The organism is Mesoterricola sp. MK458, from assembly GCF_055384935.1.
This window is the reverse complement of record NZ_AP045075.1, coordinates 1444824-1457908: the sequence shown is the minus strand read 5'-3', so window position 1 is coordinate 1457908 and position 13085 is coordinate 1444824. Positions and strand designations below refer to the sequence as shown.

Genomic DNA, 13085 nt, shown 5'->3' with positions numbered 1-13085 from the left:
TGAAAACCATTCGAGCCGCGGCGCCCCCTGAAACGGAAGCGGGGAACACATGCCTGAGCACGTGTTCCCCGCCATTGTCCGCGTTCCGGCCCTTAACCCAGGAATGCTTTCAGGGTCTTGGAATACCGGGGGTGCCGGATCTTCCGCAGGGCCTTGGACTCGATCTGCCGGATGCGCTCGCGGGTGACGGCGAACTCGCTGCCCACCTCCTCCAGCGTGTGCTCCGAAGCCTCGTCCCCCACGCCGAAGCGCATGCGGAGAACCTTTTCCTCCCGCTCGGTGAGGGTCTGGAGCACCTGGTTGACGGTCTCCTTCAGACGCTGGCTCACCACCTGCTCCACGGGGGAGACGACGCCCTTGTCCTCGATGAAGTCCCCCAGGTGGGAGTCCTCCTCCTCGCCGATGGGCGTCTCCAGGCTGATGGGCTCCTGGGCGATCTTCATCACCTTGCGGACCTTGCCCACGGGCATGTCCATGGCGTGGGCGATCTCCTCGCTGGAGGGTTCCCGGCCCAGCTTCTGCACCAGCTCGCGCTGGGTGCGGATGAGCTTGTTGATGGTCTCGATCATGTGCACCGGGATGCGGATGGTGCGGGCCTGGTCCGCGATGGCGCGGGTGATGGCCTGCCGGATCCACCAGGTGGCGTAGGTGGAGAACTTGAAGCCGCGGCTGTACTCGAACTTGTCCACGGCCTTCATCAGGCCGATGTTGCCCTCCTGGATGAGGTCCAGGAACTGGAGGCCGCGGTTGGTGTACCGCTTGGCGATGGAGACCACCAGCCGCAGGTTGGCCTCGATGAGCTCGGCCTTGGCGGCCCTGCTGATGCTCTCGGCCTGCTTGAGGATGTTGTAGTCCGCGTGGAACTGTTCGCTCACCGTCTCGAACTTGGCGAAAAAGCGCGCCATTTCCGCCTCGATGTGGGCGATGTCGTTGGTGTAGCGCTCCTTCATCTTGGCGAAGGCGGGGTTCTTGAGCCGGTCCTTCAGCTCGCGGAGCTTGCGCTCCCCGTTCATCACCTGGATGTGGTGGTGGGTGATCTTGTCGATGAGGCGGGTGACGGCCAGGCTGTTGAGGCCCAGGCGCCGGATCTGCCGGCTCACGCGGCCCCGGGCCATGAGGATCTCGCGGTCCAGGTGGCGCTTCTTGGGCAGGGGCTTGCCGCTGGCCTTGAGCTCCAGGAGCTCCTGCAGGGCCTGCTCGTACACCAGGAGCTTCTCGAACTGGTGGTGCACGTGCTGGGTGGCCGAGGTGTTCTCGGCATCCTCGTCCTCGTCCACCTCGTCGGAGAGGCCGACCACCTCGCGGATCTTGCCGGGATTCTCCTTGAGCATCCGGCCGATGTCGATGAGGAGGCTGGACGCCAGCCGGGACCGGGACAGGGCCCTCATGACGCTGCGCACGCCCACTTCGATGCGCTTGGCGATCTCCACCTCGTCCTCGCGCTTGAGGAGGGGGACGGTGCCCATTTCCTTGAGGTACATCCGGACCGGGTCGTTGAACTTGTCGCCGTCGGGCCCGTCGATGTCGATTTCCAGGTCCTTGTCCAGCTTGGGGGGGGCGTCGACGAAGACGGCCTCGGCCTCGGACTGCTCCCGGGCCATGAGCGCCTCGGCCTCGGTGGCGCCCACGCCGATGGCCAGCTTGGCGAACATGCCCATCAGGTTGTCGAGGTCCGCGGGGGAGGAGGCGGAATCCGGGAGGAACGAGTTGAGCTCGTCCACCAGGACGTATCCGCGGGTCCTACCCAGGGAGATGAGTGCTTTCGTGAGCTGGTAGTAGCTTTCACGGGCCGGGTTTGGGACCATTAATACCTCAAAGAACCACGGGATCACAGGATCCAAGGTGTCTGTCGCGTATTGGAGTCTCGGAGCCGAGTCGAGGGCAGAGTTAACCCATCGTGACAAGGCACCTAGAATTACTCAGTATAGGAAATCAATCCCCCCAGGCAAGGGGGAATTACAAATTAGATGCGCGATTCACGGGAAATGTTTACCGCGAGAAGGATTTCCTTCTCAGGCCGGCCAGTTCCTTGCCCAGCCTGGCCCCGCGCTGGAGAAGGTCGTTCACCGTGAGGGTCAGGCGCCGTGAAAGCTCGGGGTCCACCATCACCGAGGGGTCCAGGAGCTGGCGGCTCAGGGCCTGCTTCTCCCGCTCCACGAAGGCCATTTCCAGCTTCAGGAACACCTGGTCCGGCACCAGCTCGGCGTCATCCTTCACGCTCCACCGGGCCTCCAGGTGCCGCAACTGGGCAAGGGCCTCGGGCGGGATGTGCGACTCGTCCCCGGCGGCGTCCAGGAGGCACTGGAGCAGGGGCGCCCCCGTGAGGGACTCCCACCAGGCCGGGGGGGTCGCCGCGAGGCGGGCCAGGAACGCCGGATCCTTGGCAAGCAGGAGGAGGGGCCGCAGCAGGTCGTCCACCTCCGCCACCGGGGGCGGGGCCACCGCGTCGGCGGCCTGGGGCGCCTGGGCCCGGGCCTTGATGGCCTTGTCCAGCTCCTCCAGGGGGATCTTCAGCTCGTGGGCAAGGCTCGCGAACAGCTCCCGCTGCTCGGGGGTGTGGGGCAGGTAGGCCAGGAAGCCCGCCAGCTCCCGCAGGGCTTCCATGCGCTCGGCGGTCCTGCGCAGGTCCTTGCCCTCCAGGGCACGATTGATGATGAAGTTGGTCCAGTCCGGGGCCTTGCCCATGAGTTCCCGGAAGGCGTCGGCCCCCAGGGCCATGCACCAGGTGTCGGGGTCCTCCCCCTGGGGCAGGAGCAGGAGGCGCACGTCGAAGCCCATGGGCAGGGCCAGCTTGAGGCTCTTCTCCATGGCGCGCAGGCCCGCGGCGTCCCCGTCGAAGCAGAGGATGAGGCGCTTGGTGAACCGCCCCACCAGCTGCAGGTGGCCTTCGGTGAGCGCGGTGCCCAGGGGCGCCACGGCCTGGTGGATGCCCTGCTGGTGGAGCTGGAGCACGTCGAAGTAGCCCTCCACCACCAGGGCGCCGTCCCGCAGCTGCCCCTTGGCCCGGTGGAACCCATAGAGGACCGAGCCCTTCTGGAAGAGGGAGGTCTCCCGGGTATTGAGGTACTTCGGCTTGGCGTCCCCGAAGGCCCGGCCTCCGAAGGCGATGACCTTTCCCCGGGCGTCGAAGATGGGGATCACCAGCCGGTCCCGCAGGAAGTCCAGGAAGCTGCCCCGTTCGCTGCGGGAAACCAGCCCGGTCTGCTCCAGGAGCTCCAGGGAGAAGCCCTGGGCCTTCAGGTGGGTGACCAGGGCCTCCCAGGCGTCCGGGGCGTAGCCCAGGCCGGCTTCCTGCATGAACCCGGGCGTCATGCCCCGGCCCTTGAGGTAGTCCATGGCCTTGGGGGATTCGGCCAGCTTGCGCTCGTAGAAGGCCTGGGCGGTCTCCAGGGCCTGGCGCAGGCGGGCCTCCAGGTCCAGCTCGGCGGCCGGCCTTTCCCGCTGCCGGGGCAGGTCGATGCCTGCCGACCGGGCGAGCTGCTCCAGGGCCTCGGGGAAGGGCAGGCCCTCCCGCTCCATGATCCAAGTGAAGGCATCACCGTGCTTGCCGCATCCGAAGCAGTGGTAGAACCCCCGGTCGGCCACCACCTGGAAGCTGGGGCTGCGCTCGCTGTGGAAGGGGCAGAGTCCCACCCAGGCGGAACCCTGGCGCCTGAGCTTGACGGCCTGTCCCACCAGCGCCACCAAGTCCGTCGCGTCCTTGATGCGTTGCACGAGTTCCCTGTCCCGCATTCCCCGTATCCCCGCCCTCAAGACTGCTTGAGAACCTCGCCGGTGGCAAGGGTGGCGATGGCGATCTCAAAAAAATCAACGCTAGACATTCGATCCCCTGGTGCCAATAAGGGGCCAAAAAAAGAATTTCCACAGGCTCGTTCCGTATTAGTATGGTTTCCGTAATCCTCAAGGAGCGCTATGCCTACCATCGAAATCAGTTCCCAGACAGGCAAGGACTTCTCGGGCGATGTGCTGATCGTCCCGGTATTCTCGGGCCGCGAGCGTCACAGGCTGCCCCTCGCCATCAGCAAGGTCGCGCGGCAGGTCATGGACGAAAGCGATTTCAAGGCGGACTATCTTGAAGTTGTGCCGCTCCACCACCCCAATGGAGTGAAAGATTGCCGCTGGATGCTTCTCGTCGGCCTGGGTGAAGAAGAGGCCGTTACCCACAACAAAATTCGCAAGGCGGTGGGAACTGCCGCCCGCAACGCCCTCAAGAAGGGCTGGAAGCGGGTGGGCATCGTGAGCCCCTCCACCTCCTCCCTGGACCACGACGAAGTCCAGGTGGCGGTGCTGGAAGGCGCCCTCCTGGCCGACTACGATTTCGCCGCCTTCAAGGGCAAGCCCGAGCCCAAGCGCTTCGAGAGCCTGGACGTGTTCACCAACGGCGACGACACCCGCAAGGCCCGGCGCCGCCTCCCCCAGATCGAGGCCGGCGTGGGCGCCTGCCACCGCGTGCGGGACCTGGCCAACACCCCCGCCTCGGACCTGCACCCCGAGTCCTTCGCCGCCGAAGCCCAGAAGCTGGCCAAGGCCCACAAGCTGGGCATCGAGGTCATGGGTCCCGACGAGCTGGCCAAGGGCAACTTCAACGCCGTGCTGGCCGTGGCCAAGGGTTCCGCGCGTCCCGCCCGGGTGGTCAAGCTGGAGTACAAGCCCAAGGAGAAGGCCAAGCGCCACATCGTCCTGGTGGGCAAGGGCGTCACCTTCGATTCGGGCGGCCTGTCCCTGAAGGATGCCGGCGGCATGGAGACCATGAAGGACGATATGACCGGCGCGGCCATCGTGCTGGCCACCCTCGTGGCCTGCGCGCAGCTGGAGGCCCCCATCCAGGTCACCGGCCTCATGGGCCTGGTGGAGAACATGCCCTCGGGCACCAGCTACAAGCCCGGCGACGTCATCCGCGCCCGCAGCGGCAAGACCATCGAGGTCCTGAACACCGACGCCGAGGGCCGCCTGGTGCTGGCCGACCTGCTGGACTACGCCTCGGGCATGGGCGCCGACCACATCGTGGACCTGGCCACCCTCACGGGCGCCTGCGTCGTGGCCCTGGGCGACGGCGTCTCGGGCGTCATGGGCACCGACCAGAAGCTGGTGGAGCGGCTCCTGGACGCCGGCTCCCGCTCCGGCGAGTACCTCTGGCAGCTGCCCCTGGTGGAGGAATACAAGGAGGCCCTGCGCAGCAAGGTCGCCGACGTGAAGAACATCACCGGCACCAAGTGGGGCGGGTCCATCACCGCCGGCCTCTTCCTCTCGGAGTTCGTCTCCGTGGGATCGTGGGCCCACGTGGACCTCTCGGGCAACTGGTCCTCCTCCGAGCGCGACTTCCGTCCCCACGGCGCCACCGGGGAAGGCCCGCGCTGGCTGCTGGACTGGATCCTGGCTTAATCAGCGATTTATCGCTCATATAAAAAAACCGGGAGGGCTGGGCCTTCCCGGTTTTTTTATGCCTCGGCATTTGTGCTATTGACGTATTGCGGGATCAGAGGATCTTATTGGTGACACGTACCCCCATCCGCGTGCCCGGAGACATTCATGGAAACGATGGAAACCCTCACCAAAGCGGACCTGTCCAAACATCTCATCGAGAACCTCGAGATGCCCAAGAAGGATGCCGACCTCATGGTCAATTCCTTCCTCGACAGCATCGTGGAATCCCTCCATCGCGGCGAAGGCGTCGAACTGCGCGGCTTCGGCTCCTTCCGCCTGCGCGACCGCAAGGCGCGCCAGGGCCGGAACCCCCGCAGCGGCCAGTCCATCCATGTTCCGCCCAAGCGGGTGGTCTACTTCAAGCTCGGCAAGGAACTGCGCAGCCGCCTCATCGACGATTAGTCAGTGCCCGGCATCCAGCTTTCGGTGGCGGCCCGCACCGCCTCCCCGTAGCCGGCGCCCAGGATCTCGGCGCAGTGGAGGTGCCAGGTGGGCACCTCCACGGTGCGGTTCACCTTGAAGCGCGACGCCACCCACCGCTGCACCGGGGGCGAGGCCAGGCGGTCCTGGGAGGCCAGGAAGCACAGGCTCGGCGTGCGCAGGCGCAGGTCGTCGATGCGCAGGCGCAGGTCGGTGTCGTCGCGATCGTAGCCGCCCCGGCTGGCGGCCCAGGCACTGCCCAGGCTGCCGATGACCGGGGCCAGGAACCGGTGCCAGAAGCGGTCCTCGGGGCCGCGCACCAGGCGCTCTGCGAAGTCGCGGCTGCTGGCGGGGGCGCCTTCCCAGATGACCCCGCCCAGGGGGCCCCGGTCCTCCCGCTCGAGTTGCGCCAGGGCCAGCAGGGCCACGCTGGCCCCCAGGCTGCGGCCCAGGAGGATGATGTGCCGGCGGGGGTAGCCACGGGCCTCCAGGGCGTGCACCACGGCGGCCACCTCCCTGGATTCCTTCGCGCCCAGGGTGATGGGGGGCGCGGGCCGGCCTTCGCGCAGGGCGTCGTCGCGGCCCAGGTACGTGAAGATCGCCGCGTCCAGCTTCGGGAACTGGCGCAGGGCGGGGCTGGTGCCCCAGCGGTCGTCGCCGAAGCCGTGGAGCATGAGCACCACCCCGCGCGCGGGCTCGGCGCGGCGCAGGTACCAGACCCGGCGGGGTCCGGCGTCGAAGGTCTCCCAGGTCCCGCCCGGGTCGCCGTAGCCGCCCCGGGCCAGGTCGCGATAGGTGGCCTCCACCCGCTCCAGGGAAGGCACGTGGTAGAAGGGCGGGTCCGTCAGCTCCCGGGCCACGGACCGGGCTCTGGCGACCACGAAGACACCCAGGACCGCCAGGGTCGGTAGAGCGAGTCCCAGGATGAGCCAGGCCGGGGACTTCAGGACCCTCAAGGTTCGAGCCGCGCCACCACTCCGGGAATGCCTTCAGCCGTGGGGGTGGGTTCGGGCTTTCCGTAAAGGACCGCCTTGAACTGCTGGGAGTAGAGAACGTGGAAGGATCCCTTGCCGGGCGTGATCTCCACGTCCAGCTGGTCGGGACCGAAGGCGTCCAAGGGGCTGAGGAGCACCACCCGGTGCTTTCCGGCGGGGAGCCCGGTGACGGTCAGGCGCTTGCACTTCTTGCTGGTCTGCTGGACGGGGATGCGCATGCCGTCGATGGTGAGGTCTACGGGACCGCCGACCTTCTTGGTGAACTGGAGCATGACCGCTCCCGGGGGAACGGGCTTCCCGGGCTTGATGGCCTTGGGCTTGCCGCAAGCCAGGCCGGCCGCGAGGATCAGGCAGCCCGCGAAGGCGGCTCTACTCAGGGATCCCATCATGGAAACCTCCAGCCTTGAGACTACCTATTTTGAACCCTCGCCGCCACAAGCTATGCTGGTTGTTTGACCCGAGGAGCGACCATGACCCGCGTGAAACTGACAACCAGCAAGGGCGACATCAATGTGGATCTGTTCCCGAAGGAAGCCCCGGGCACCGTGGCCAACTTCGTGAAGCTGTCCCGGGAGGGCTTCTACGACGGCCTGTCCTTCCACCGGGTGATCCCCTCCTTCGTCATCCAGGGCGGCTGCCCCAACACCCGCGAAGGCGCCAGCGGCGCCCCGGGCACCGGCGGCCCCGGCTGGAGGATCAAGTGCGAGACCGCCGGCAATCCCCACAAGCATGAGCTGGGCGCGCTCTCCATGGCCCACGCCGGCAAGGACACCGGCGGCAGCCAGTTCTTCATCGTCAACGGCGACGCGTCCAACGTGCGCCACCTGGACGGGGTCCACACCGTCTTCGGCAAGTGCGTGAGCGCCGAGGACATCGCCGTCGTCCAGGCCATCAGGGCCAACGACCGCATCATCAAGGCCGAAGTCACCGAGGAGTAGGAATCGTGTCGGAACGCTGCTACATCACCACCCCCATCTACTACGTGAACGACAGGCCGCACATCGGCCACACGTACACCACCGTCCTGGCGGATGTGATGGCCCGGCACCGGCGGATGATGGGGGAGGAGGTGTACTTCCTCACCGGCACCGACGAGCACGGCCAGAAGATCGAGAAGGCCGCGGCCGCCCGGGGCATCACCCCCAAGGCCCTGGCCGACGAGGTCGTGCCCAACTTCGAGAACCTCTGGAAGCGCATGGGCCTCACGCACGACCACTTCGTGCGCACCACCCACGCCCGGCACAAGGAGACCGTCCAGGCCAAGTTCCAGCAGCTCCTGGCCTCGGGCGACATCTTCAAGGACACCTACGTCGGGCTCTATTCCGTGAGCGACGAGGCCTACGTCACCGAGACCCAGGCCAAGGAGCTGCAGGCCCAGGGCCTCGCCCACCAGCTGGTGGAGCTCAAGGAGGAGAGCTACTTCTTCCGGCTTTCGGCCTACGAGAACTGGCTCATCCAGCTGTACGAGAAGCACCCCGAGTTCGTGCGGCCCGAGTTCCGCCTGAACGAGGTCAAGCAGTTCGTGGCCCCGGGCGGCGCCCGGGGCCACCTGGAGGACCTGAGCATCAGCCGCACCAGCATCACCTGGGGCATTCCGGTGCCCGGCGACGAGAAACACGTGGTCTACGTGTGGTTCGACGCGCTGCTCAACTACCTCTCCGCGTGCCGGGAGGGCTTCTGGCCCCCCACCTTCCAGCTGGTGGGCAAGGACATCCTGCGCTTCCACGCCATCTACTGGCCGGCCTTCCTCATGGCCATGCACCGCCAGGAGGGCGACGACCTGAACGGGGAACTGCCCGCGCGCATCCGCGAGCTGCTTCCACGCACCATCCTGGCCCACGGCTGGTGGCTCATGGGCGAGGACAAGATGTCCAAGTCCAAGGGCAATGTCGTGCGCCCGGACGAGCTCCTCACCTTCGGCGTGGACGCGGTGCGCTTCTTCTTCATGCGCGAGATGACCGTGGGTCTCGACCGCAGCTTCTCCTTCGAGGGCTTCATGGACCGTCTCAACGCCGACCTCGCCAACGGCCTGGGCAACCTGGCCTCGCGCACCCTCAGCATGCTCCAGCGGTACCGCGCGGGCGTCGTGCCCACCCCTTCCGTGCTGGACGACCAGGACCGGGAGGCGCTGGAAGCCGGGCGCCTCGCCGCCGCCGCCTACCTGGAGCGGGCCGAGGCCAACGACTTCCACGGCGCCCTGGATGGGCTCTGGACCTACCTGCGCCAGCTGGACGGCTACATCGTCAAGGCCGAGCCCTGGAAGCTGGCCAAGGACGACGCCAACAAGGACAAGCTGGACGCGGTGCTCTGCGTGCTCTACCGGGCCCTGCGGGCCACCGCCGTGCTGGTGGCGCCCGTGATGCCCGAACTGGCCCAGACCCTCTGGGCCTGCCTGGGCCAGGCCGGCCAGGTGGCTTCCCAGCGGTTCGCGGACTTCGCCTACGACGCGCCGGCCCCCGGCCCCGCCCTGGCCCCCGAGCCCCTTTTCCAACGCATCGACAAGGAGACCGCAATGAGCGACCTCGCGGGGTCCGACCCCGCTCCCGCCGCCCCCGTCACGGAGGCGCCCCTGGAGGTGCCCGCCCTGAAGGACGTGGTGGATTACGACACCTTCGCCCTGACCGACCTGCGGGTGGGCCAGGTGCTCACCGCCGAGGCGGTGCCCAAGAGCAAGAAACTCATCAAGATGACCGTCGACCTGGGCTTCGAGAAGCGGACCATCCTGGGCGGCATCGCCGCGGCCTACAGCCCCGAGGACCTGGTGGGCCGCAAGGTCGTGGTGGTTGCGAACCTGGCGCCCCGGGCCCTCATGGGGATCGAGAGCCACGGCATGCTCCTGGCCGCCAGCGACAACAACTCCAAACCCTACCTCGTCGCGCCCCCCGACGATGCCCGCCCCGGGTTTGTCGTCCGATAGCCATGAAAACACCCGTATTCCGATTCCAGGAGGAGGTCCTGACCGACGCTCCCCTCGAACTCGTGCGCGAACGGCTCCAGGCGGGACTGCCCTGCCTGCGGGCCTGCCCTGGCCTCCATCCGGCGGAACGCGCCGGCGAGGCCCTCATCCTCCGCTGGCAGCACCACGCGCTGGGCGCCGTGGAGGAAGGCACCCTGCGCGCCGAACCGCATGAGCGGGGCGCGCACCTGAGCCTGGACGGCAGGCTCCGGGGCTGGGGGGCCTTTCTCCTCCTGGGCTGGATGCGCTGGCGCACGGACCGCCTCCTGGACCGCATCGTGAAGGAGCTGCCTTGAAATTCTTCAGCTGGAACGTCAACGGCTTCCGCGCCGTGCTCAAGAGCGGCTTCATGGACTGGCTGGAGAAGGCCGATCCCGACGTGCTCTCGCTCCAGGAGATCCGCGCCGACTGGGACCAGGTGGACCTGGGCGTCCGCCGCGACCTGGAAAGCGCCTTCGACGTGGCCTGGTTCCCCTCCACCAGCAAGAAGGGCTATGCCGGAAGCGCCACCCTCACCAAGAAGGACCTGGGCTTCAAGCACACCCACGGCCTGGGCCTGGAGCTGTTCGACCAGGAGGGCCGAATGGTCGTGAGCACCCGGGGCGACCTGACCTTCATGGCCGGCTATTTCCCCAACGCCTCCTCCGGCCTGGTGCGCCTGCCCTTCAAGCGCCAGTTCGCGCGCGACCTGGCCGCGGACATCCACGCCCGCCACGCCCGCGGCGAGCGGATCATCCTCACCGGCGACATGAACGTCGCCCCGGAGGACATCGACCTGGCCCGCCCCAAGGACAACCGCATGAGCCCAGGCTTCACGGACGAGGAGCGGGAGGATTTCCGGCTCTACCTGAAGGAAGGCCTGGTCGACGTCCTGCGGGAGCGCAACCCCGGCGTCCCGGGCCTCTACACCTGGTGGACGGCGAGGGGCGGCGCCCGTGAGAAGAACGTCGGGTGGCGCATCGACAACTTCCTGGTGAGCCGCGACCTCGCCCCGCGCGTGAAGGACGCCCGCATCCACGCGGACGTCATGGGGTCCGACCACTGCCCGATCAGCATCGACCTGGACTAGCCTTACCGGCCTAGTCCAGCGCGGTGCGGACCATGCACAGGAGCTTGGCGCGGTCGAAGGGCTTGGAGATCAGGATGCTCTCCGTCCACGCGTCGTCGGTCGCGGCCAGGGCATCGGGGTAGCCCGACATGTAGGCGACCTTCATGTCAGGCCGCAGGCCGCGGACGGCGTGGGCCAGTTCGCGGCCGCCCATGCCCGGCATCACCACGTCGGTCAGGAGGAGATGGACGGCGCCGCCGAACGTGTGGAGCAGCTCCAGGGCCGTGGCGGCGTCCTGGGCCTCAAGCACCTGGTAGCCCGCGGCCCGCAGGTGGTGGGCGGTGAGCTGGCGGACCCCTTCGTCGTCCTCCACCACCAGGATGGTCTCGGTGCCCGTCGCCGGCTCGGGTTCCTCCGCGGCCTGGGGCTTGGCGACCAGGTCCGTCGCGAAGGGCAGGCTGACGGTGAAGGTGGTGCCCAGGCCCGGCGTCGAATGCACCTCCAGGGTCCCGCCGCTCTGCTCCACGATGCCCAGGGCCGTGCTCAGGCCCAGCCCGGTGCCCTTGCCGACGCCCTTGGTGGTGAAGAACGGCTCGAAGATCCGCCCCACCACCTCGGGAGCCATGCCGTCGCCGGTGTCGGTCACCGAGAAGGTGGCGAAGCCCTGGCGGCTCCGGGTCTCCAGGGTCAGGGTGCCGCCCTTGGGCATGGCGTCCCGGGCGTTGACCACCAGGTTCATGATCACCTGCTCCAACTGGTTGTGGTCGGCCTCCACGGGTCCCATGCCCGGATCCAGGGCGAACACCAGGCGGATGTCCTCCTTCACCACCCGCTGGAAGAACATCTCCATTTCCCGGAAGAGCGAATTCAGGTCCAGGAGTTCCGGGGCGAGCACCTGCTTCCGGCTGAAGGCCAGCAGCTGCCGGGTGAGGGCCGCGCCCTTCTGGCCCGCCCTCTGGATCGTCTCCAGGTGCCCGCGCAGGGGGTGGTCCTGCTCGAGGCGCTCCAGGGACATCTCCGAATACCCGTTGATGACCTGGAGCAGGTTGTTGAAGTCGTGGGCGACGCCGCCGGCCAGGGTGCCGATGGCCTCCATCTTCTGGGCGTGGCGCAGCTTCTCCTCGCTCTCGCGCAGGGCCGCCAGGGCCCGGTCCCGGTCCAGGATCCGCGCCGTGAGGGCCTCGTTGGCCCGCACCAGGTCCGCGGTGCGCTCCTGCACGCGCTGCTCCAGCTCGTCGTTGAGGCGCTTGAGGTCCTCCGTGCTCTCCCGGAGGGCCTCCTGGGCCTTGCGCTCGGACTCGCGCAGCCGGAGGTTGAGGATGCCCCGGGCCAGGTCACCGGCCAGTTCGCCCAGGACCCGGATCTGCGGGTCGGTGAAGGCTTCCGCTTCCGCCGCGTAGACCGTCAGCACCCCGAAGACCTCGCTGCCCTCCATGAGGGGCAGGGCCAGGGACGACGCGTAGCCCCGGGCGCGGGCTTCCTGGCGCCAGGGGGCGAAGTCCGGATCGGTATCCATGTTCCGGCACAGGCTGGCCTGCCCCGAGCGGATGGCCATCCCCGTGGGCCCGCGGCCCCGCTCGTGGTCGCCCCAGGTGAGGCGCAGGGTCCCCAGGTAGCCGTCCTCGAACCCGGCCCAGGCCATGGGGCGGATGGACTGCTCAGGGTCGTGGACTTTGTAGCCGATCCAGGCCAGGAAGCACCCGCAGTCCTCCACCACGACGCGGCACACCTCGTCCAGGTAGCCCGCCTCGTCCTGGGCCCGGGCCATGGCCTGGCTGCTCCGGCTCAGGGCCTGCACCATGCGGTTCAACTGCTGGAGCCCGCGCTCCCGTAACCGGCGGTCCGAGATGTCCCGCGCCAGATGGACCGTGCCGCGGATGCGGCCCTGGTCGTCGAAGATGGGAGAGGTGCGCACCTGGTAGTCCCCGCCCAGCCCCTCCACCCGCACTTCCGCATCGTGGGTGAGGCCGTCGCGCTGGGTCTCGTGGAGCGGGCAACCCTCCACCGGGCCGTCCGCATGGTGGAAGACCTCATAGCAGGGCCTGCCCAGGATCTCCTTACCCGCCGGGCCCAGCCGCCCCAAAAGGGCCTTGTTCACCTGGAGGAGGTTCCGGTTCTCATCCAGCACCGCCAGGAGATCGGGCACCGCGTCGAAGGTGCTCCGCCACACGTGATCCATTCCGGAAAGCAGTTCTCCGGGGCCGGACCCCTCCTTTGGCTCCTCCCCGTCGGAGGGCAAACC

11 protein-coding genes are annotated in these 13085 nt (G+C 67.9%); 6 read left to right on the top strand and 5 right to left on the bottom strand.

Annotated features, from left to right (window positions below; all coding sequences use genetic code 11):
- Positions 1 to 92 precede the first annotated feature (92 nt).
- Both rpoD and dnaG read right to left on the bottom strand, forming a co-directional pair.
- The gene (gene rpoD / locus ACZ5LB_RS06325; protein WP_464605337.1) at positions 93 to 1805 is read right to left on the bottom strand and encodes an RNA polymerase sigma factor RpoD; all 1713 of its coding nucleotides are present in this window, start codon (positions 1803 to 1805) and stop codon (positions 93 to 95) included.
- Positions 1806 to 1989: 184 nt separating this feature from the next.
- On the bottom strand, positions 1990 to 3732 hold the full coding sequence (gene dnaG, locus ACZ5LB_RS06320) for a DNA primase (RefSeq protein ID WP_464605336.1): 1743 nt from the start codon (positions 3730 to 3732) through the stop codon (positions 1990 to 1992).
- Positions 3733 to 3912: 180 nt separating this feature from the next.
- On the opposite strand from dnaG, the gene ACZ5LB_RS06315 reads away from it, so the two are divergent.
- Positions 3913 to 5382, top strand: a complete 1470-nt coding sequence (locus tag ACZ5LB_RS06315) for a leucyl aminopeptidase (RefSeq protein WP_464605335.1) — start codon at positions 3913 to 3915, stop codon at positions 5380 to 5382.
- Between the two features lie 147 nt (positions 5383 to 5529).
- The gene (locus tag ACZ5LB_RS06310; protein WP_464605334.1) at positions 5530 to 5826 is read left to right on the top strand and encodes an HU family DNA-binding protein; all 297 of its coding nucleotides are present in this window, start codon (positions 5530 to 5532) and stop codon (positions 5824 to 5826) included.
- Here the strand turns inward: ACZ5LB_RS06310 and ACZ5LB_RS06305 are convergent.
- Together ACZ5LB_RS06305 and ACZ5LB_RS06300 are read right to left on the bottom strand one after the other, a co-directional pair.
- Complete coding sequence (locus ACZ5LB_RS06305) at positions 5823 to 6800, bottom strand: alpha/beta fold hydrolase (RefSeq protein WP_464605333.1); 978 nt, start codon at positions 6798 to 6800, stop codon at positions 5823 to 5825. The genes ACZ5LB_RS06310 and ACZ5LB_RS06305 overlap by 4 nt on opposite strands.
- On the bottom strand, positions 6797 to 7228 hold the full coding sequence (locus ACZ5LB_RS06300; protein ID WP_464605332.1) for a hypothetical protein: 432 nt from the start codon (positions 7226 to 7228) through the stop codon (positions 6797 to 6799). The genes ACZ5LB_RS06305 and ACZ5LB_RS06300 overlap by 4 nt, the downstream gene beginning before the upstream one ends.
- A gap of 81 nt (positions 7229 to 7309) precedes the next feature.
- Between ACZ5LB_RS06300 and ACZ5LB_RS06295 the strand changes: the two genes are divergently transcribed.
- The 4 genes from ACZ5LB_RS06295 to ACZ5LB_RS06280 are packed head-to-tail and all read left to right on the top strand — an operon-like array spanning position 7310 to position 10864.
- A complete protein-coding gene (locus ACZ5LB_RS06295; protein ID WP_464605331.1) occupies positions 7310 to 7777 on the top strand; it encodes a peptidylprolyl isomerase in 468 nt (155 codons plus the stop codon).
- 5 nt (positions 7778 to 7782) lie between these two features.
- Complete coding sequence (gene metG, locus ACZ5LB_RS06290; RefSeq protein ID WP_464605329.1) at positions 7783 to 9756, top strand: methionine--tRNA ligase; 1974 nt, start codon at positions 7783 to 7785, stop codon at positions 9754 to 9756.
- Between the two features lie 2 nt (positions 9757 to 9758).
- Complete coding sequence (locus ACZ5LB_RS06285; protein ID WP_464605328.1) at positions 9759 to 10091, top strand: hypothetical protein; 333 nt, start codon at positions 9759 to 9761, stop codon at positions 10089 to 10091.
- Complete coding sequence (locus tag ACZ5LB_RS06280) at positions 10088 to 10864, top strand: exodeoxyribonuclease III (protein ID WP_464605327.1); 777 nt, start codon at positions 10088 to 10090, stop codon at positions 10862 to 10864. The genes ACZ5LB_RS06285 and ACZ5LB_RS06280 overlap by 4 nt, the downstream gene beginning before the upstream one ends.
- A gap of 10 nt (positions 10865 to 10874) precedes the next feature.
- On the opposite strand, the gene ACZ5LB_RS06275 is transcribed toward ACZ5LB_RS06280, so the two are convergent.
- A complete protein-coding gene (locus tag ACZ5LB_RS06275; protein ID WP_464605326.1) occupies positions 10875 to 13022 on the bottom strand; it encodes an ATP-binding protein in 2148 nt (715 codons plus the stop codon).
- Positions 13023 to 13085: the final 63 nt, after the last annotated feature.

What these genes read in the sequence shown, in the direction of transcription:
- ACZ5LB_RS06300 (WP_464605332.1), bottom strand. Translation starts at nt 7,228, where the DNA reads ATGATGGGATCCCTGAGTAGAGCCGCCTTCGCGGGCTGCCTGATCCTC.
- ACZ5LB_RS06310 (WP_464605334.1), top strand. Translation starts at nt 5,530, where the DNA reads ATGGAAACGATGGAAACCCTCACCAAAGCGGACCTGTCCAAACATCTC.
- dnaG (WP_464605336.1), bottom strand. Translation starts at nt 3,732, where the DNA reads ATGCGGGACAGGGAACTCGTGCAACGCATCAAGGACGCGACGGACTTG.
- ACZ5LB_RS06285 (WP_464605328.1), top strand. Translation starts at nt 9,759, where the DNA reads ATGAAAACACCCGTATTCCGATTCCAGGAGGAGGTCCTGACCGACGCT.
- ACZ5LB_RS06295 (WP_464605331.1), top strand. Translation starts at nt 7,310, where the DNA reads ATGACCCGCGTGAAACTGACAACCAGCAAGGGCGACATCAATGTGGAT.
- rpoD (WP_464605337.1), bottom strand. Translation starts at nt 1,805, where the DNA reads ATGGTCCCAAACCCGGCCCGTGAAAGCTACTACCAGCTCACGAAAGCA.
- ACZ5LB_RS06315 (WP_464605335.1), top strand. Translation starts at nt 3,913, where the DNA reads ATGCCTACCATCGAAATCAGTTCCCAGACAGGCAAGGACTTCTCGGGC.
- ACZ5LB_RS06275 (WP_464605326.1), bottom strand. Translation starts at nt 13,022, where the DNA reads ATGGATCACGTGTGGCGGAGCACCTTCGACGCGGTGCCCGATCTCCTG.